This is a genomic window from Novosphingobium sp. AP12 (assembly GCF_000281975.1).
GTDB lineage: Bacteria > Pseudomonadota > Alphaproteobacteria > Sphingomonadales > Sphingomonadaceae > Novosphingobium.
In genome coordinates this window covers 13,613-30,997 of sequence record NZ_AKKE01000150.1, presented here as the reverse complement: position 1 = coordinate 30,997, position 17,385 = coordinate 13,613, and the positions used below count along the sequence as shown (strand labels likewise).

General features: G+C 66.1%; 17 protein-coding genes. 8 read left to right on the top strand and 9 right to left on the bottom strand.

Annotated elements, in window-relative coordinates; all coding sequences use genetic code 11:
• Nucleotides 1-97 precede the first annotated feature (97 nt).
• The gene (locus tag PMI02_RS21185) at nucleotides 98-922 is read left to right on the top strand and encodes a flagellin (protein ID WP_007686764.1); all 825 of its coding nucleotides are present in this window, start codon (nucleotides 98-100) and stop codon (nucleotides 920-922) included.
• An 85-nt stretch (nucleotides 923-1,007) separates the two neighbouring features.
• On the opposite strand, the gene PMI02_RS21180 is transcribed toward PMI02_RS21185, so the two are convergent.
• The gene (locus PMI02_RS21180; protein ID WP_007686762.1) at nucleotides 1,008-1,676 is read right to left on the bottom strand and encodes a glutathione S-transferase; all 669 of its coding nucleotides are present in this window, start codon (nucleotides 1,674-1,676) and stop codon (nucleotides 1,008-1,010) included.
• A gap of 123 nt (nucleotides 1,677-1,799) precedes the next feature.
• On the opposite strand from PMI02_RS21180, the gene PMI02_RS21175 reads away from it, so the two are divergent.
• On the top strand, nucleotides 1,800-3,035 hold the full coding sequence (locus PMI02_RS21175; protein WP_007686760.1) for a polyhydroxyalkanoate depolymerase: 1,236 nt from the start codon (nucleotides 1,800-1,802) through the stop codon (nucleotides 3,033-3,035).
• Between the two features lie 71 nt (nucleotides 3,036-3,106).
• Here PMI02_RS21175 and PMI02_RS21170 read toward each other — a convergent pair whose 3' ends face one another.
• Nucleotides 3,107-5,794 carry a M1 family metallopeptidase gene (locus PMI02_RS21170; RefSeq protein WP_007686758.1) on the bottom strand — a complete coding sequence of 896 codons (2,688 nt, stop codon included), beginning with the start codon at nucleotides 5,792-5,794 and terminating at the stop codon, nucleotides 3,107-3,109.
• A 269-nt stretch (nucleotides 5,795-6,063) separates the two neighbouring features.
• Here PMI02_RS21170 and rpsF point away from each other — a divergent pair, with 269 nt between their 5' ends.
• From rpsF to PMI02_RS21145, 5 genes are all read left to right on the top strand, one after another.
• Nucleotides 6,064-6,426 carry a 30S ribosomal protein S6 gene (gene rpsF / locus PMI02_RS21165; protein WP_007686756.1) on the top strand — a complete coding sequence of 121 codons (363 nt, stop codon included), beginning with the start codon at nucleotides 6,064-6,066 and terminating at the stop codon, nucleotides 6,424-6,426.
• Nucleotides 6,427-6,431: 5 nt separating this feature from the next.
• Nucleotides 6,432-6,656, top strand: coding sequence for a 30S ribosomal protein S18 (rpsR, locus tag PMI02_RS21160; protein ID WP_007686754.1), 225 nt, complete (start codon nucleotides 6,432-6,434; stop codon nucleotides 6,654-6,656).
• A 15-nt stretch (nucleotides 6,657-6,671) separates the two neighbouring features.
• On the top strand, nucleotides 6,672-7,268 hold the full coding sequence (gene rplI, locus PMI02_RS21155; protein ID WP_007686750.1) for a 50S ribosomal protein L9: 597 nt from the start codon (nucleotides 6,672-6,674) through the stop codon (nucleotides 7,266-7,268).
• Nucleotides 7,269-7,351: 83 nt separating this feature from the next.
• Nucleotides 7,352-7,849, top strand: coding sequence for a GNAT family N-acetyltransferase (locus PMI02_RS21150; RefSeq protein WP_007686747.1), 498 nt, complete (start codon nucleotides 7,352-7,354; stop codon nucleotides 7,847-7,849).
• Between the two features lie 64 nt (nucleotides 7,850-7,913).
• Nucleotides 7,914-9,344 carry an AMP nucleosidase gene (locus PMI02_RS21145; RefSeq protein ID WP_036504901.1) on the top strand — a complete coding sequence of 477 codons (1,431 nt, stop codon included), beginning with the start codon at nucleotides 7,914-7,916 and terminating at the stop codon, nucleotides 9,342-9,344.
• A gap of 43 nt (nucleotides 9,345-9,387) precedes the next feature.
• Here the strand turns inward: PMI02_RS21145 and PMI02_RS21140 are convergent, their stop codons facing one another.
• Complete coding sequence (locus PMI02_RS21140; RefSeq protein ID WP_007686743.1) at nucleotides 9,388-10,569, bottom strand: GAF domain-containing sensor histidine kinase; 1,182 nt, start codon at nucleotides 10,567-10,569, stop codon at nucleotides 9,388-9,390.
• Nucleotides 10,570-10,699: 130 nt separating this feature from the next.
• On the opposite strand from PMI02_RS21140, the gene PMI02_RS21135 reads away from it, so the two are divergent.
• On the top strand, nucleotides 10,700-11,488 hold the full coding sequence (locus tag PMI02_RS21135; RefSeq protein WP_007686741.1) for a sulfotransferase family 2 domain-containing protein: 789 nt from the start codon (nucleotides 10,700-10,702) through the stop codon (nucleotides 11,486-11,488).
• Here the strand turns inward: PMI02_RS21135 and PMI02_RS21130 are convergent.
• The 6 genes from PMI02_RS21130 to PMI02_RS21105 all read right to left on the bottom strand — a co-directional run bounded on the left by PMI02_RS21130 (nucleotide 11,439) and on the right by PMI02_RS21105 (nucleotide 17,292).
• Entirely contained in the window at nucleotides 11,439-13,271 is a 1,833-nt protein-coding gene (locus tag PMI02_RS21130; RefSeq protein WP_007686739.1) for a M2 family metallopeptidase, read from the bottom strand. The genes PMI02_RS21135 and PMI02_RS21130 overlap by 50 nt on opposite strands.
• A 297-nt stretch (nucleotides 13,272-13,568) precedes the next feature.
• On the bottom strand, nucleotides 13,569-14,288 hold the full coding sequence (locus tag PMI02_RS21125; RefSeq protein ID WP_007686736.1) for a hypothetical protein: 720 nt from the start codon (nucleotides 14,286-14,288) through the stop codon (nucleotides 13,569-13,571).
• A 168-nt stretch (nucleotides 14,289-14,456) separates the two neighbouring features.
• Nucleotides 14,457-15,215 carry an alpha/beta fold hydrolase gene (locus PMI02_RS21120; protein ID WP_007686734.1) on the bottom strand — a complete coding sequence of 253 codons (759 nt, stop codon included), beginning with the start codon at nucleotides 15,213-15,215 and terminating at the stop codon, nucleotides 14,457-14,459.
• Nucleotides 15,216-15,239: 24 nt separating this feature from the next.
• A complete protein-coding gene (locus tag PMI02_RS21115; RefSeq protein WP_007686731.1) occupies nucleotides 15,240-15,686 on the bottom strand; it encodes a GFA family protein in 447 nt (148 codons plus the stop codon).
• Nucleotides 15,683-16,234 carry a DUF1993 family protein gene (locus PMI02_RS21110; protein ID WP_007686729.1) on the bottom strand — a complete coding sequence of 184 codons (552 nt, stop codon included), beginning with the start codon at nucleotides 16,232-16,234 and terminating at the stop codon, nucleotides 15,683-15,685. Before PMI02_RS21110 ends, PMI02_RS21115 begins: the two co-directional genes overlap by 4 nt.
• 32 nt (nucleotides 16,235-16,266) lie before the next feature.
• Nucleotides 16,267-17,292: an aspartate-semialdehyde dehydrogenase gene (locus PMI02_RS21105; protein ID WP_007686727.1), complete on the bottom strand. Its 1,026-nt coding sequence runs from the start codon at nucleotides 17,290-17,292 to the stop codon at nucleotides 16,267-16,269.
• Nucleotides 17,293-17,385 lie beyond the last annotated feature (93 nt).

The following is a 17,385-nucleotide window of genomic DNA, read 5'->3' as shown; positions in this document are numbered from 1 at the left end:
CCGCCCCCCTGCCGGTCTAGTGGCTGGCAGCGGAATGGATGGCCTTCCACCGGACCGCACCTTCGGGACTTTTTTCGGGACTACACGGGAACACATCATGTCTGTGATCAACACCAACATCAGCGCGATTCGCGCTTCGAACGCTTCGAACTCCGCCAACAAGATGCTCGGCACCGCGATGGAGCGCCTGTCGACCGGCAAGCGCATCAACTCGGCCAAGGACGACGCTGCGGGCCTTGCCATCTCGACCTCGATGACCTCGCAGATCCGCGGCATGAGCCAGGGCATCCGCAACGCCAACGACGGTATCTCGCTCGCGCAGACCGCCGAGGGTTCGCTCTCGGAAGTCAGCAACATGCTGCAGCGGGTGCGTGAACTGGCGATCCAGTCGGCCTCGGGCACCTACCAGACCTCCGACCGCGCCGCGATGCAGCAGGAAGTCACCGCGCTGACCTCGCAGATCAGCTCGTCGCTGACGCAGACCAAGTTCAACGGCAACACCCTGCTTTCGACGACTTCGGGCACCGACCTGACCTTCGACATCCAGACAGGTGCGAACTCGGGCGAGAAGGTCACGCTGACCTCCAAGGCGATCGATGGCGCCAACATCTCGGCCTCGTCGCTCGACGTGACGACTTCGGCGCTGGCCTCGACGACGCTGTCGAAGGTCGATGCCGCGCTCAAGGACGTGAACGCCACGCGCGCCTCGCTCGGCGCCGGCCAGAACCGCCTCGAATCGGCGATCAACAACCTGACCAACAACGTCACCAACCTGTCCGACGCCCGCAGCCGCATCGAAGATGCCGACTATTCGGCGGAAACGACGCAGATGGCGAAGGCCCAGATCCTCAGCCAGGCTTCGACGGCAATGATCGCGCAGGCCAACCAGAGCCAGCAGAACGTCCTGTCGCTGCTGCGCTAAAAGCGCCAGCGGCACCGACACGGCCTCCCGTCCCCCGGAGGGCCCAGCCCGGCGGTCAGCCCCATGACCGCCGGGCGTTTCGGTGTCAGAACTCGACGTCGAGTTCTTCCATCTCTTCGGGTTCGGCCCTGGCCGCCTCGGTCCATTCGCGCATCGGCGCCCACTCGGCGATCGTGCGGCAGTAGGCCGAGCACTCCGGCGGCAGCGCCACCGCGTAAGTGACGAAGCGCGTGGTCACCGGCGCGTACATGGCGTCCGCCACCGTGGGCGCCTTGCCGAACAGGAAAGGCCCGCCGTAAGTCTGCAGGCAGTCGATCCAGATCGCCTCGATCCGCTCGATGTCGGGCCGCGCGCCGGAGAACACCGGGAACTTCTCGTGCCGGACCTTCAGGTTCATCGGCAGCGCCGAGCGCAGGTTGGTGAAGCCCGAGTGGATCTCGCCCGAGATGGAGCGGCAGTGAGCCCGCGCGATCGGGTCCTTGGGGAACAGCCCCGCATCGGGAAACTGTTCGTTGAGGAATTCCGCGATGGCCAGCGTGTCCCACACCCCGGCGCCCTTCCAGGTCAGGCGCGGCACCAGCACCGAGGGCGAGAGCAACAGCAGTTCGGCGCGGTTGGCGGCATCGTTCGCCACCATCTTCTCCGTCACCTCGAGCCCGGCAAGGCGGCACAGCAGCCATCCCCGCAGCGACCACGCGGAGTAGGTCTTGCTCGATATGGTCAGGGTCGCGCCGGTTTCGCTAACACTTGTCATGGGCGTGCATCCTCGCGCTTTTGCTTGCATCAGCTTATGATGCAGCGCAGCATGAATCCAGAACCGATTGCAGTCGCCTCTCCGAAACGCGAGTCCTGCACACGGTCGGGGGGACGCTCGCGCATGCTCTACCAGGCCTATCAGGCATATTGCGACGCGCTGGCGCCCGCTCGCTTCGCGGCGCGCACCGCCACCGGATTTCGGGACAAGTTCCTGGGCGGGGCCGATAAAATGCCCTTCACCCGCCGCCTGTTCGCGCTGGCCGAGACGTTCGAGAAGTCCGCGGTCACCCACAAGCGCCCGCCCTACGCCATCGACGAGGTGCTGTGCGGCAACGCGATGACGCCCGTGGTCGAGGAAGTGGCGCTGTCGATGCCGTTCGGCGACCTGCTGCATTTCGCCAAGTCCGAAGTCGCCGTGCCGCAGCCCAAGGTGCTCGTGGTCGCGCCGCTGTCCGGGCATTTCGCGACGCTGCTGCGCGGCACGGTGCAGACCCTGTTGCGCGACCACGACGTCTATCTCACCGACTGGTACAACGCGCGCGACGTGCCGATGTCGGCCGGGGCCTTCGGGCTCGACGATTACATCGACTACGTGATCCGCTTCCTGCAGGAACTGGGCGACCCGCACGAGAAGCGCGGCGCCCACGTCCTCGCGGTGTGCCAGCCCTGCGTGCCGGTGCTCGCTGCCGTGGCGCTGATGGCGCAGGACGACGATCCCTGCCAGCCGCGCACGATGTCACTGCTGGGCGGCCCGGTCGACGTGCGCGAATCGCCCACCGCGGTGAACGACCTCGCCAATGCGCAGGATTTCGCGTGGTTCGAGCAGAACCTGATCCACACCGTGCCGTGGCGCTACAAGGGCGGCGGCCGCAAGGTCTATCCCGGGTTCATTCAGCTCAGTGCGTTCATGTCGATGAACTCCGGCCGGCACTATGCGCAGTTCCGCAAGCTCTACCAGCACCTTGCCGACCAGGAGCAGGCGGAAGCCGACAAGATCGAGGACTTCTACGACGAATACCTCGCCGTTCTGGACATGACCTCGGAATTCTACCTCGAGACCATCGACAAGGTCTTCCAGCAGGCGCTGCTCGCCAAGGGCGAACTCACGCACCGGGGGCGGCTGGTGGACTGCTCGGCGATCCGCAAGACCGCCCTCCTCACCGTCGAGGGCGAGCGCGACGACATCTGCGCCGTGGGTCAGACGGCGGCCGCGCACCTGCTCTGCACCAGCCTGCGCCCGCACCTGAAGCGCCATCACCTGCAGCCCGGCGTCGGCCACTACGGCGTGTTCTCGGGCTCCAAGTGGGAGCGCGAGGTCTATCCGCAGGTGCGGAACATGATCCTCGCCATGGCCTGAGGGCGCGTGCCCTCGGCACGAACGAAAACGTGGGAGAGGACGGGTCTACCGCCCTCTCCTTCAAGCTCGGATCAGTACCCGGCCTTCTTCAGCCACGCATCGACCTCGCCCATGCGGGTTTGCTTGACGCTGATGCGGTCGCGGATCTTGGCGATCGCTTCGTCGACCGGGCGGCGGGCGCCGACCGATAGGCGGGCGCTGGCATAGGCCTTGAGCTTGCCTTCCATCGCCGGATCGGCGCTGCCCTGCGCCAGCTTGGCGACGTAGCGGGTCGCGCCCGAGCCATCGACGCGGGCCATGACGGCGTCGTGGTTGGCGATCACGAAGTCGAACGCCTTGTCGGGCTGGCCGCCGGTGGCGACCGAGCTAATGATCACCGGGCTGGTGGTCACGCCCGGCTCGTCGGTCAGTGACAGCGCCAGCGCCTTGTCGGCAAGCGCCGGATCGCGGGCCATGCCGAGCAGCGAGTAAAGCGTGGTCTTGACCTGCGCCGAACTCTCCGACTTCGCCATCTCGTGCAGTGCGTCCCAGGTCTGCGCATCGGCGTTCTTGGCCACGACGGTCAGGATCGACACGCGCAGCGACGGGTCGATGCCCCCACCCGTTTTATTGGACGGATCGGTCTTCGATGCGGCGAAGCGGCGGCGCGCCTCGGCGAGCACGGTGGGTTCACCCAGCGCGCCCAGCGTTTCGATCAGGGTGCCGCGAAGGTCGCCGTCGGTTACCTGCTCGTCCGCGCGCGGCGTCCAGCCGAGACGCTGGAGCACCGGCAGCAGCCGCGCGGTGGCGAAGCGCGACAGTGCCGCCTGCCGCTTGTCGTCGCCCTTCGCATAGCCGCCGATCTCAGCGATCACCTTGGCCGCGCGCTCCATCACCTGCGGCGAGGCGTCCCCGGGCAGGCCCTTCAGGACGTCGAGCATGTCGGCCATCGGCTGGCGGCCGGCATAGCCCAGCGCCACCGCGTCGTTGAGGATGCCGAGCTGGTCGACCGGCTGCACCTTGGCAATGGACTGGGCGAGGCCGGCGAAGGTCGCGGGATCATAGAGCACGCGGTAGTAGCCAGACTGCCCGGCATTGACGACGACCGGGCCGCAGCCTGCCACCTTCAGCGCGCCCTTGCCCTGCAGCAGCGTATCGGCCGCCTCGCCGGTCAGCCCGGCTGCGCGGACCGGCACGCGCCAGGCGAGCGGCTTCTTGTCGGCACGGTCGCGGGTGAACTCGCCCTGCTCGAGGCTCAGGCTGGTCTGCCCGCCCGCGCACGAGGCCGAGACCTTCACCAGCGGGATGCCCGACTGCAGCGTGAAGTCGTGCGCGATCTGCGCGATCGGCTTGCCCGATGCCTTTTCGATCTCGGTCCACAAGTCGTCGGTGACGGTGTTGGAGTGCTGGTAGCGCTTCATGTACGCCTGCACGCCCGCCTGCCACTGCTTCGAGCCCGCGTAGGCCTCCAGCATGCGGATCACCGCCTCGCCCTTGGAATAGGTGATGCTGTCGAAGGCCTGGCTGGCCTCTTCCACGGTCTTGATCGGGTGGATGATCGGGTGCGTGGTGACATAGGCGTCCTGGCCCATCGCCAGCTCGCGCGAGCCCATCGCGGTCAGTTCCGGGTGCCATTCGGGATGGAACTTCTCGGTCGCCCGGCTCTCCATCCACGAGGCGAAGCCCTCGTTCAGCCAGAGGTCGTCCCACCACGACATCGTGACGAGATCGCCGAACCACTGGTGCGCCATCTCGTGCGCGACGACGGTGAAGATGCGCTCACGCAGGGCGTTCGACGCGATCTTGGGGTCGAGCAGCATCGCGTTTTCGAAGTAGAAGATGCCGCCCCAGTTCTCCATCGCGCTGAAGAACTGGCTGCGGCCCGGCGCCGCGATGTGGTCGAGCTTGGGCAGCGGATAAGGTGTGCCGAAGTAGTCGTTCATCCACGGCAGCAGGTCGGCCGAGGCGCCGAGCGCATAGTCAGCCTGGGCGAGGTCGCCGCGCTTGGTCAGCACGCCGATCTCGGTGCCGGCCGCCTGCGTCGTCTTGCGCTCGAAATCGCCGAGACCAAAGAACAGCAGATACGTCGACATCTTCGGACTCTGGCCGAAGGTGACGAGGGTCTTGCCCTTGCCCGCCGGCTTGCGGCTTTCGACCGGCAGGTTGCCGACCGCCATCTCATCGCTCGGCACCACCATCTTCAGGCCGAAGGTCGCCTTGTAGAACGGCTCGTCCCACGAAGGCATGAAGCGGCGCGCGTCCGAGTTTTCGAACTGCGTGAACAGCGCGCGCTTCTGCGAGCCGTCGGCCGCCTTGTAGTCGAGCGCGAAGAGGCCGAACGCTTGGGTGTTGATCTTGCCGGTGTAGTCGATCGACAGCACGTAGCTGCCCGGCGCCACGGCCTTGGCGAACGTGAAGGTCGCGGTCTGCTCCTCGGCGTTCAACTGGACGAGCGGCGCGCCGACGCGCTTGCCGCCGCTGGTCGCCAGCGCCGCGCTGGCGATCGCGAGGTCGGCGGCCTGCAGCGTGATCGTGCGGGTTTCCTCCAGCACCTCGACCGTGATCGCGGCCTTGCCTGCGAAAGTCAGCGCCTGCGCGTCCGGGGTGACGATGACGTCGTAGTGCGTCGGACGGACGCTGCGGGGAAGCTGGGTAGTGACGGTCGCGGCCGTCGCGCCCTGGCTGGTGGAGACTTGTGCGAGCGCCGGGATGGTCCCAAACGTCGAAAGGGCAACGCCGGCGAGAAGCGCCGGCATGGCGCAGCGAACATTGATTTTCATTGGCGACTCGAATTTTTCTTGGGAACGGCCTTGCTAACGCACGAACCGCGGCGCGCAACAAAAATGCCTTGGTGCGCAACTAAGTCTCATGAGCATCTGCTGCTCGGCCACGCCTTCCTACCCTTCCGCGCTTGCATTCGCGCCAGAATCCGGTAAGGGCCCGCCTTCCCCGTCGTCACGAGACTTCAGGGAAAGCAAAGAAAGCCGGAGGGGCCCCGCAATCCCGCGGACAAGCCAGCGATCGGTTATGTTGAGAAAAGGAAGCTGCCGTGGCTCTATATGAACACGTTTTCCTGGCACGCCAGGACCTCAGCCAAGCGCAGGTCGATGCGCTGGCTACCGCCGCAAGCGAGATCGTCGAGTCGAACCAGGGCAAGGTCATGAAGACCGAGACCTGGGGCCTCAAGAACCTCGCCTACAAGATCAAGCGCAACCGCAAGGCGCACTTCGTGATGCTGAACATCGAAGCCAACGGCGCCACCGTCGCCGAGCTCGAGCGCCAGACCTCGATCAACGAAGACGTCATCCGTTTCGTCACCATCCGCGTCGACGAGCACGAGGACGGCCCTTCGGTCATGATGCGCAAGAGCGACCGCGAGCGTACTCGCCGTCGCGAACGTGAAGGGAACTGACCTCCATGGCACGTGCATTCTTCCGCCGCCGCAAGTCCTGCCCGTTCTCGGGCAAGAACGCGCCGAAGATCGACTACAAGGACGTTCGTCTGCTCCAGGGCTTCATGTCCGAGCGTGGCAAGATCGTTCCGAGCCGCATCACGGCGGTTTCCGCCAAGAAGCAGCGTGAGCTGGGCCAGGCGATCAAGCGCGCCCGGCACATCGGCCTGCTTCCCTTCATCGTCAAGTAAGGAGGGACTGACCCAATGGACATCATCCTCCTGGAACGCGTCGAAAAGCTCGGCGCCATCGGCGACGTCGTCACCGTCAAGGACGGCTACGCACGCAACTACCTTCTTCCCAACAAGAAGGCCCTGCGCGCCAACGATCGCAACAAGAAGGTCTTCGAGGCCAACCGCGCCAAGATCGAGGCAGAGAACGCCGAGCGCCGCACGGCTGCTCAGACGCACTCGACCGACGTCGAAGGCAAGCAGGTCGTCCTGATCCGCGCTTCGTCGAACTCGGGCCAGCTCTACGGTTCGGTTTCGGTGCGTGACATCGTCGACGCCCTGAACGCCGACGGCGCGAACCTGACCAAGAACATGATCGTGCTGGAACGCCCGATCAAGACGCTCGGCATCTTCGACGTCAAGGTCAGCCTGCACCCCGAAGTCTCGGTCAACGTCAAGGTCAACGTCGCACGTTCGCCCGACGAGGCCGAACTGCAGACGCAGGGCGTGGACGTGATGGCCGCGATGTTCGAACAGGACGTCTCGGGCTTCACCGAAGCCTACGACCCGAACGCCGAACCCGGCGAAATCGCGGTCGAAGAAGCCGAGGAAGAGGGCGAAGCTCAGGCCTGAGCCTGACCTTCGGCTTTTGCCAAAGGATCGAAAGGCCCTCGCTCCATCGGAGCGGGGGCCTTTTCCTATGTGGGACACCGAGAATGATCACGACCGTCACCACCGCCGACTACCGCGCCGATGCACCCCTGCGCGCCGCCATGCTGGCGCTCAACAACGCCCATGCCGTCGAACTGTCGTGGGCGGACGAGACGCGCATGGGGATGCTGGTGGCCGAGGCATTCCTTGCGGCCCGCGTCGGCACGGTCGATGCCATGCTCCTCGCCTTCGCGCCGGGCGCTGCCTACGACAGTCCCAACTACCGGTGGTTCGCGGAGCGCTACGCCAGCTTCGTCTACATCGACCGCGTGGTCACCGCTCCCGAAGCGCGCGGGCGCGGCCTTGCACGCCAGCTCTATACTCACCTGTTCGGCGCCGCACGCGCTGCCGGCCATGAGCGGATCGTCTGCGAGGTCAACTCCGACCCACCGAACCCCGCATCCGAGGCATTCCACAAGGCCCTCGGCTTCGCGCCGGTGGGCGAAGCGCTGCTCGGGAACGGCAAGACCGTGTCATACCTGGCGCTGGAACTCGCCTCCTAGTCGTCACACCCCTGCCCTGAACGGGCCCTATTGCGCCGCAACAGAGATTGCGTAATAGATGGCCATGCAGATGATGAAAGAAACCCTCGCGGAATTGGTCCGCGTCTACGAAGCCGCTGTCTCCACTCTCAAGGCCGATATCACCGCCTTCGTCGAGCACGGCACTCTCCCCCCCACCGATCGCCGCGCCCAGCGCGCCTGGACTTACCCGGAGCTGCGCATCACCTATCGCGGCACCGAGCGCGCCGCGCGGGCCTCGCGCGCATTCGGACGGCTCGAAGTGGCCGGCACCTATTCCACCACGGTCACCCGCCCCCACCTCTTCGCCGACTACCTTTCCGAACAACTCGCACTGATCGAGGCGGAGTACGAGGTCGAATTCGAAGTCGTCGCCTCCACGCAGGAGATCCCGTTCCCCTACGTGCTGGACGGCGTGCCGGTCGGCGCGGTGACGCCGCAGGAACTGGCGAGCCACTTCCCGAGCACCGAACTCGCCATGATCGGCGACGAGATCGCCGACGGCACCTTCCTGTGCGGGGGCGACGAACCACAGCCCCTCGCGCTGTTCGATGGCCTACGCACCGACTTCAGCCTCGCACGACTTGCGCACTATACCGGAACCAGCCCGGAGCACTGCCAGCGCTTCATCCTGTTCACGAACTATCACCGCTATGTCGATGAATTCGTTGACTGGGCAGGCAAGCAGGTCGGCACCGACGGCTATGTCGCGCTTTCGGGCGCCGGCGGCCTCTATCTCGACGCGCCGATCGACAACGCCCGCGCGCGCCTGTCCGACACGGCGTGGCGCCGCCACCAGATGCCCGCCTATCACCTCATCCGCGAGGACCGCTCGGGCGTCACCCTGGTCAACATCGGCGTCGGTCCGTCCAACGCCAAGACCATCACCGACCACCTCGCGGTCCTGCGCCCCGAAGCCTGGTTGATGATCGGCCACTGCGGCGGCCTGCGCGAAAGCCAGCGCATCGGCGACTACGTGCTCGCCCATGCCTACCTTCGCGACGATCACGTCCTCGACCCGGTGCTCCCGCCCGAAATCCCGCTTCCCGCCATCGCCGAAGTCCAGATGGCGCTCGCGCAGGCGGCCGAGATCGTCAGCGGCGGTGGCGGCGCCAACCTCAAGAAGCGCATGCGCACAGGCACCGTGGTCACGACCGACGACCGCAACTGGGAGCTGCGCTACACCGATTCGGCGAAGCGCTTCTCGCTCAGCCGCGCGATCGGCATCGACATGGAAAGCGCGACGATCAGTGCCCAGGGCTACCGCTTCCGCGTGCCCTACGGCACCCTGCTCTGCGTCTCGGACAAGCCGCTCCACGGCGAGCTCAAGCTCCCCGGCCAGGCCAACCGCTTCTACGAGGAGGCGATCGCCAGCCACCTCAAGATCGGCCTCATCACCTGCGACCTCCTGCGCGAACAGGGCGACCGCCTGCATTCGCGCAAGCTGCGCGCCTTCAACGAGCCGCCGTTTCGGTGAATACCGCCGCGTTCCCGGCTCCGGCCGGGGACGACGGTCCCGCTCAGGCCCCGCCCGATAGCGGCATGGTGAACGTGAAGCTCGTCCGCTCGGGCGAGGAAGCGACCGAGAGCGCACCCCCGTGCGCCTTGGCGATCTCGGACGCGATGTAGAGCCCCAAGCCCAGCCCCTCCCGTCCAGCGCCGCCATTGCCGCGCGCGAAGGGGTGGAACAACCGCGCGCGTGCATCGAGCGGGATCTCGGCGCCGCGGTTCGTCACCGACAGCGCGAAGCTCCCTTCCCGCACCGTGTACTCCACGGTGATCGGCTTGCCGGGGTCGCCGTGGGTGAAGGCGTTGCCCAGCAGGTTTGACAGCAACTGCGCGATCCGCTGGCGGTCGCAGCGCACGAATGCAGGGCCCGGATCGCATTTTAGCCGCAGGTCGCCGCCCGGATGGCTGGCGGCGAGTTCCGCGGCGACCTCGGCGATGACCGGCGCGATGTCCTCTTCCCGGTGCTCCAGCGTAAGCCCCCCGCCGAGCCGGCCGCGTGCGAAGTCCAGGATGTTGTCGATCAGCAGCGACATCCGCCCGGAACTGCGCTCCATCTGGTCGAGGATGACTTCCGCGCGCGCAGGATCGGGCGCCTTGCGCAACATCGTCACCCCGGCGCCGATCGCGGCGAGCGGATTGCGCAAGTCATGCCCGACGACGGCGATGAACTGCTCGCGAAGCTCGCCCGCCTCGACTTCGACCGCGAGCTTCTGTTCCGACGCCGACAGCTTGTCCGCCGCGTCCAGATGAAAGGCCAGGAGGTCCGCGAACATCCGAAACGTGGCCTGGACTTCAGGCCGGCCAAGATCGGCGGGATTGGGATCGATGCAGCAAAGGGTGCCGAAGAAGCTCCCGTCCGCACGCATGATCGGCATGGAGATGTAGCTGCGCAGCCCGTAGAACGCAGGCGTGTGGTGGTTGCAGTAGACCGGGTCCGCCTGCACGTCGGATATGACGACGGCCTGGCCGGACTGTCGGATTTCATGGCAGATCGTGCTCTCGACCTTCAGTTCTCCGCCTGAAAGCAGGCCGAAGCCGATCTTGTCCAGAACCTCGCACGCGATCCAGCGATCCTCGGTGACGCGGGCTACGGCAGCGAAGCCCATGCCGGTGAGGCGGCAGACGGTGTCGAGGATGGTCGGGACGATGTCGATCTGTCGTACCACCTCGACGTCATTTTCAAGCAGTCCCATCACGCCTCCTTGCCGGATGCCTAGCACATCCACGCAGGCTGGCGAGTCGGCAAACGCGGGATTTGTGCTGCGTACACAAGTGCAACATCATGAAATTCGCCGCCAAAATCGGCGGGATAATGCGCCGGCCATGCACCAGCCCCTCTCCCCCGCACGCCGTCCCGGACCGCCCGGCACCACCGGCATCAAGCGCCTGATCGCTTCGGCATTCGGCGTCCGTCTCCTCAGCGACGTGCCCGAGCGGGTTTCGCGCTGGCACATTCCCTATCCGCCGAATACCCGCCGCCGCGACCGTATCGCCGCCATCCGCCAGAACGGCGTGTTGTTTATCCACGTGCCCAAGAACGCCGGCACCTCGGTATGCGACCGCCTCTACGGCGAGCAGATCAAGCACGAGACGGTGCGCTACTACGCCATGGTGGCGCCAGACGTGCTCGACCTTCCCAGCTTCGCCATCGTGCGCGACCCGGTCGCCCGGTTTCTCTCGGCCTACCGCTACGCCCGCAGCGATGGCACGCGGGACCGCGCGGTGGCCCGGCCGTTCAACGCGCGCTACCGCGCATTCGCCTGCGTCGACGACGCGATCGACCACCTCGCCACCGCGCGCAGCCTCTTCGACATCGACCACATCTTCCGCCCGCAGAGCTGGTATCTCACCGATGCACGGGGCGAATGCCGCATCGACACTCTCGTCCCCTACGAGGCCCTCGGCCTGCTTGGCGACATCACAGGCTTGTCCGAGCTCGGCGCCCTGCCCCGCCTCAACCGCTGCGGCGGGGCCATGCCCCCCGCGCTCGATCCGAGCCAGGAAGCCTTCGTGCGGGACTTCTACGGCTCGGACTTCGCGCTGAGGCGCCGGGCCGCGGTGCTTACCAGCCGGACTTTTCACCCTTGTTCTGCTCGTCGAGCCACTTCTTGAGCGGCGCGAAGTAGTCGAGCATCGGCTTGGCGCTCAGCTGCGGCGAGCCGGTGAACACCTTCAGCGCCTCGGGCCAAGGCTTGGACTGGCCCATCTCCAGCATCGCGTTCAGCTTGGCGCCGACCTGCTTGTTGCCATAGAAGCTGCACCGGTGCAGCGGGCCTTTCCACCCGGCCTGCTTGCAAGCCGCCTGGTAGAACTGGAACTGCAGGATGCGCGCGAGGAAGTAGCGCGTATAGGGCGTGTTGCCCGGGATGTGGTACTTGGCGCCCGCATCGAAGGCATCGTCCGGCCGCGCCGAGGGCGGCGTGATGCCCTGGTACTCGAGACGCAGCTGCGTCCAGGCCTTGTTGTAGTCGGCCGGCTTGATCGTGCCGTCGAAGATGCCCCAGCGGTAGCGGTCGATCAGCAGGCCGAAGGGCAGGAACGCCACCTTGTCCATCGCCTGGCGCAGCAGCAGCCCGGTGTCCTTGTCGGCGCTGGGGACCTTGGCCTTGTCGAGCAGCCCGATCTGGACGAGGTACTGCGGCGTGATCGACAGCGCCACGAAATCGCCGATCGCCTCGTGGAAGCCGTCGTTGGCACCGTTGAGGTAGAGATACGGCTGCTTGTTGTAGGCGCGCTGGTAGTAGTTGTGGCCCAGTTCGTGGTGGATCGTGGTGAAGTCCTCGGAGTTCACCTTGGTGCACATCTTGATGCGCAGGTCGTCCTTGTTGTCGACGTCCCAGGCAGAGGCGTGGCAGATCACCTCGCGATCGGCGGGCTTGGTTATCATCGAGCGGACCCAGAACGTGTCCGGCAGCGGATCGAAGCCGAGAGAGGAGTAGAAGCCCTCGCCCGCCTTGACCATGTCGATCGGCGTCTTCTGCTTCGCCTTGAGCAGCTCGCCCACGTCGTAGCCGAGATCACCCGCCCCCGCGGGCGCGACGAGCGGGTAGATGTTGCCCCACTCCTGGGCCCACATGTTGCCCAGCAGATCGGCACGGATCGGGCCGGTGCGCGGCTGCACGGCGTCGCCGTACTTCTCGTTGAGCTTGCGGCGCACGTAAGTATGCAGCGCGAGGTAGAGCGGCTTGGTCTCCTCCCACAGGCGCTGCGTTTCGGCGGCGAACTGTTCGGGCGTCATGTCATACCCTGAGCGCCACATCGCGCCCACGTCGGCATAGCCGAGCTCCTTGGCGCCCTGGTTGGCGATGCCGACCATCTGGACGTAATCGCCCTTCATGGGCTTGCCGACGTTGTCGTGCCAGGTCGTCCACATCTCGGCGAACTCGGCAGGCGTACGCTCGAGGTTGCCCATCTCGGCCTCGATGTCCGAGCCGTTGATCGGCTTGCCGTCCAGCGTGCCCTTGCCCTTGCCGTAGGTGGAGGACAGGCGCGTGGAAATCTCGCTGAGCTGCGCCGCCGCACCGGCCGTGGTGGGCGCGGGCAGGACGATGCCCTGGCGCAGGATGCCGAGCTTGCGCGAGACGTCGGCGTCGAGCCCGCCGACCCTGGCGAACTTGGCCGCCTCGACCGCGTACTTCACCTGCTTCTCGGTCAGTTCGCCGTTCGACTTGGCGGCAAGGCCGTCGGTGTCGTCGGTGATGTAGGTGTAGTTGACCCAGTTGATGCGGGCGTTGTCGATCGAGAAGTCGAAGAGGTCCTTCTCGGCGTCGGCGACGAACTTCGCGGCGCCGTCGGCCGTCATCGGGTAGGCGGGCGCCTCCTGCGCCAGTGCCGGCGCGGCGGCGAACGACAGGCTTGCGGCGAGCGCAGCCAGCGCGGTGGATGCGAATTTCATGGGTGCCCCTTTTCGAACCTTCGATTGGCGCCGAGACTAGACGCAGCGAGCGGCAGATCAACACCGCGGGACGGATTTTCCCGAGGCTCGCCCGAGGTGACAGGTTTACACGGTTTACACGGTCCAAAGGGTGAACTGTCACCCTGCAGGTTACAGGTGTCACCCTCCCGCCTGGAGCGCGTAGTGACGCGGGCCAGACACTTTTCGGGAAGCCACCGGAACGGATCATGGCTGCAGCCTACCGCTACGCAGGTGCTGTAGGAAAGCGGCCTTCGCCGCCCCCCATGCCAGGCTTTGCTACGTAGCGCCCAACCAGCCGACGAAGGCTTTCCACGCATCGGTGTGAGCGACCAGCAGCCGCAGCGGCAGCATCGCCGCGATGAAGCCGCCGCCCCAGACGGTCGCAGGGTGGACTCGCCTGAAAGATGACAGGTCGTGAAGAACCAGCGGCAGGATCAGCGCGATCACAGCAATATTACCGCCCAGCGCAGCAGGCGGAAGAAAAGGCAGCCTGAGCCTGGCGATCGGGGTGGCCATCGTCGCCAGCGTGGCCAGCACCATCAGGCGCTTGTGGGTGGCAGCATCGCGAACCCAGTAGACCGCACAGCCGACCAGCAGCCAGAACATCAGCGACAGGCCGATCGGGAAGACGAGGAATATCTCCACCGGCACCGACTTATCGAGCCGTCCCGCGCCCAGCGTGGCCATGACGGTCGCCAGCGAAGTAGCGCCGACGGCGCCCGCCAGCAGCAGTCCGACCATTCCCCAGCGCCGATGCGCCTCCACGCGGGCATTGCGCACGAAAGCGGTCTGGAGGAGGAAGAACAGCACCCAGGCGGTCATCACCACCCCGTGCAGATGCATGATGGGAGAAAGAGGCTTGGTGCCGAACCACGACGCGAGATAAAAACTCTGCCAGAATCCGGCCGCACTAATAACGATAAAAAACAGGGCCATGCCGGTAAAGAAGTTCCGATCGCTTCGCGCGGCCGGTAATCTTGATACCACAGTCGCCATTGCTCACCCCCCCTTGGAAGACAAATGGATGACGACCTCTGTATTTTTTCTTTTTCTACATACACCCGCCGGCAGCGCGCGTCAAAACCGGATTGGCACGAGCCACGCGGCGCGAGCGGCATCCGGCGGAGGGCAGTCTGGATCAGCAGCCGCCGTGCCCCCGGCCCGTCAGACAAGGAACGCCGCGATCGCCCTGCCCATGTCCTTGAAGGTCACCGACGACATGTGATTGCCCGGCGTCTCGACGTAAGTCCCGTCCGGCAGCGCGGCGGCGAGTTCGGGGGCGGAGCCATTGTCGTGGTCGTCGGCGCCGCTGACGCAGAGCGTCGGCATCGTCACCTGCGCGATGGCGCCGGGCGACGTATCGTCCACCGAGCCCAGCAGCAGGCGCGCGGCGACGCGGTCGATCTTCATGGTCTTCATGAAGGCCTGCGCGACGAAGGCCTTGTCGCCGCGCTCGATCGAGCCGAAGCGGTCGATGGCGTCCACGAAATGCGCGCTGCGCCGGGCCCAGCCGGACAACCCGGTCAGGCCCATGCCGCCCAGAACCAGCCGCCGCGGCGCGAGGCCCGCCAGGACGCCGCGCACCGCCGTGCGCGACCCGAGCGAGAAACCGCCGAGGTCGTAGTCGGAAAGGCCGTGGGCATCGATCACCGCCTTCAGGTCCCGCACCAGCACGTCGGCGGGATAGGCCGCAGGATCATGCGGCCCGTCGCTCTGTCCGTGGGCGCGAAGGTCCGGCATGATGACGTCGAACCCCGCGTCGGCGAGTATCTTGGCATTGCCGAATTTGATCCAATTCACCTCGGCGCTGGAGAACAGTCCGTGGAGAAGTACCAGCGGCCGCGCCCCGGTGTCCCCCGTGCGGTGAACGGCGAGCTTCGCACCGCCGAAGCCTTCGACGAACTCGGTAGTCACATCACTCAAGGCAATCTCGCTTTAGCTATGGCGTCATTCGGGCGGTTCGAGCCCCGCATCTTCCCAGCGCTTCACCACGTTGGGATTTTCAGCGCTCGTCATGCCGGGCAGGTGCCGCGTGTCGGTCCATGCGGTCAACATGCTTTCGGTGGCGTAGTTCTTGCTGGGCCGGAACGGGGTCGGATCATCGAAGCTGCCTACGGTGATGTCGATGTTCCCCTTCCCGTCCAGGAACGCGAAGCCGAGCGGTGTCCCGCAGTGCGAGCAGAACGGGCGATGCGCAATGGGCGAGGACTGGTACCAGTCCGGCTCGCTGTGCCAGGTCACCTTTTCGGGCGGAGCGTTCGAATAGGCGATGGAGACGCCGCCGGTGGCCTTGCGGCACATCCTGCAATGGCAGAGGTAAGCCTCCTCGGGCTCCACTTCCGCCGTGTAGCGCACGCGGCCGCACTGGCAGCCGCCGCCCATCGCGCGGATCATGCCTCGGCGGCCTCGGTCTCCTGTGCCGCGATGGGCCTGAGGTCGCCGATGATGTGGGCCATGAAGTCCGCCTTGCCGAGTCCCACGCCCTTCATGCGCAGGATGGCGTAGGCGATGCTGAGGTGGAAGTAGAGGTTGGGCAGGATCCAGTGGTCGCGGTAGCGCCGGTCCGTAAGGTCCACGTAGACACCCATGGCCGCGATCGTAATGCGCTTGGCGTCAGGCGCCGAGAGGCCCTCCGCCGCCGCTACCGTGATCTCGGCCCGGGTATCGGCAAGCAACGCGCGCGCGTCGCTCCAGCTCGTGACGGGTGCAACGGCGTTGGGCACGTCGCCGCCCCGGCTCCAGTCGAGGAACTGCTGCGCCTGCGCGCAGACGGAGGCGACCTGCCAGGCGAGCGGGTGCATGTCGCCAGCGAGGCGAGCGCCGGCCAGGGCGTCGAGTGCATCGGCGCCCTGGCCGGCCTCGGCCTTGTCGAGGACGCCGGAAAGCGTGGTCAGCCGGCTGGCGATAAGCTCCAGCGCCGTCTTCGTCTCTACCTTGTCCATCCTCGACCTCCTTTATGTATCGGGCCCGCGGCTCACCCCTTCTTGAGGTGGCGCCGTCCCAGCAGTTCCGCGATCTGCACCGCGTTGAGCGCCGCGCCCTTGCGCAGGTTATCCGACACGCACCACAGCGCCAGCCCGTTCTCCACCGTCGGGTCCTCGCGCACGCGGCTCACGTAAGTGGCGCCGTCGCCCACGGCCTCGACCGGAGTGACGTATCCGCCGTCCTCGCGCTTGTCGACGAGCATCACACCCGGTGCCTCGCGCAGGATGTCCTGTGCCTCGGTGGCGGAAATCTCGTCCTCGAACTCGATGTTCAGCGACTCCGAGTGCCCGACGAAGACCGGCACGCGCACGCAGGTGGCCTGCACCTTGATCTTCGGGTCGAGGATCTTCTTGGTCTCGACCACCATCTTCCACTCCTCCTTGGTGGAGCCGTCGTCGAGGAAGACGTCGATGTGCGGGATCACGTTGAAGGCGATCTGCTTGGTGAACTTGCGCGGCTCGACGGAGTCGCCCACGAAGATCGCGCGGCTCTGCTCGAACAACTCGTCCATGCCGTCCTTGCCCGCGCCGGAAACCGACTGATAGGTCGAGACGACGACGCGCTTTATCCGGGCCTTGTCGTGCAGCGGCTTGAGCGCGACGACCATCTGCGCGGTCGAGCAGTTGGGGTTGGCGATGATGTTGCGCGCCTTGTAGCCGTCGATCGCGTCCGGGTTCACCTCGGGCACGATCAGCGGCACGTCCGGGTCCATGCGGTAGAGCGACGAGTTATCGATCACCACGCAGCCCGCCGCGGCGGCCTTGGGCGCATAGACCTTGGTCGCTTCCGAGCCTGCGGCGAACAGGGCGATGTCCCAGCCCGCGAAGTCGAAGTGCTCCAGGTTCTTGACCTTGAGCATACGGTTGGTGTCGCCGTATTCGATCTCCACCCCGATCGAGCGCGACGAGGCCAGCACCGCGATCTCGTCGGCCGGAAATTCGCGCTCGGCCATGGTGTTGAGGATTTCCCGGCCGACATTTCCGGTCGCCCCGACGACGACAACCCGATAACCCATGGCATGATCCTTCCAGCAGCGCCCGGCCCGGGCTCGCACGGGGCGAGCGGGCGGGAACGCCCAATGTGAAGGCGGCGGGTTACAGCCAGACTA

Bases quoted from the DNA above. Each gene is read 5' to 3' on its own strand.
- PMI02_RS21185 (WP_007686764.1), top strand. From the start codon at position 98: ATGTCTGTGATCAACACCAACATCAGCGCGATTCGCGCTTCGAACGCT.
- PMI02_RS21180 (WP_007686762.1), bottom strand. From the start codon at position 1,676: ATGACAAGTGTTAGCGAAACCGGCGCGACCCTGACCATATCGAGCAAG.
- PMI02_RS21175 (WP_007686760.1), top strand. From the start codon at position 1,800: ATGCTCTACCAGGCCTATCAGGCATATTGCGACGCGCTGGCGCCCGCT.
- PMI02_RS21170 (WP_007686758.1), bottom strand. From the start codon at position 5,794: ATGAAAATCAATGTTCGCTGCGCCATGCCGGCGCTTCTCGCCGGCGTT.
- rpsR (WP_007686754.1), top strand. From the start codon at position 6,432: ATGGCACGTGCATTCTTCCGCCGCCGCAAGTCCTGCCCGTTCTCGGGC.
- rplI (WP_007686750.1), top strand. From the start codon at position 6,672: ATGGACATCATCCTCCTGGAACGCGTCGAAAAGCTCGGCGCCATCGGC.
- PMI02_RS21150 (WP_007686747.1), top strand. From the start codon at position 7,352: ATGATCACGACCGTCACCACCGCCGACTACCGCGCCGATGCACCCCTG.
- PMI02_RS21145 (WP_036504901.1), top strand. From the start codon at position 7,914: ATGCAGATGATGAAAGAAACCCTCGCGGAATTGGTCCGCGTCTACGAA.
- PMI02_RS21140 (WP_007686743.1), bottom strand. From the start codon at position 10,569: ATGGGACTGCTTGAAAATGACGTCGAGGTGGTACGACAGATCGACATC.
- PMI02_RS21135 (WP_007686741.1), top strand. From the start codon at position 10,700: ATGCACCAGCCCCTCTCCCCCGCACGCCGTCCCGGACCGCCCGGCACC.
- PMI02_RS21130 (WP_007686739.1), bottom strand. From the start codon at position 13,271: ATGAAATTCGCATCCACCGCGCTGGCTGCGCTCGCCGCAAGCCTGTCG.
- PMI02_RS21125 (WP_007686736.1), bottom strand. From the start codon at position 14,288: ATGGCGACTGTGGTATCAAGATTACCGGCCGCGCGAAGCGATCGGAAC.
- PMI02_RS21115 (WP_007686731.1), bottom strand. From the start codon at position 15,686: ATGATCCGCGCGATGGGCGGCGGCTGCCAGTGCGGCCGCGTGCGCTAC.
- PMI02_RS21110 (WP_007686729.1), bottom strand. From the start codon at position 16,234: ATGGACAAGGTAGAGACGAAGACGGCGCTGGAGCTTATCGCCAGCCGG.
- PMI02_RS21105 (WP_007686727.1), bottom strand. From the start codon at position 17,292: ATGGGTTATCGGGTTGTCGTCGTCGGGGCGACCGGAAATGTCGGCCGG.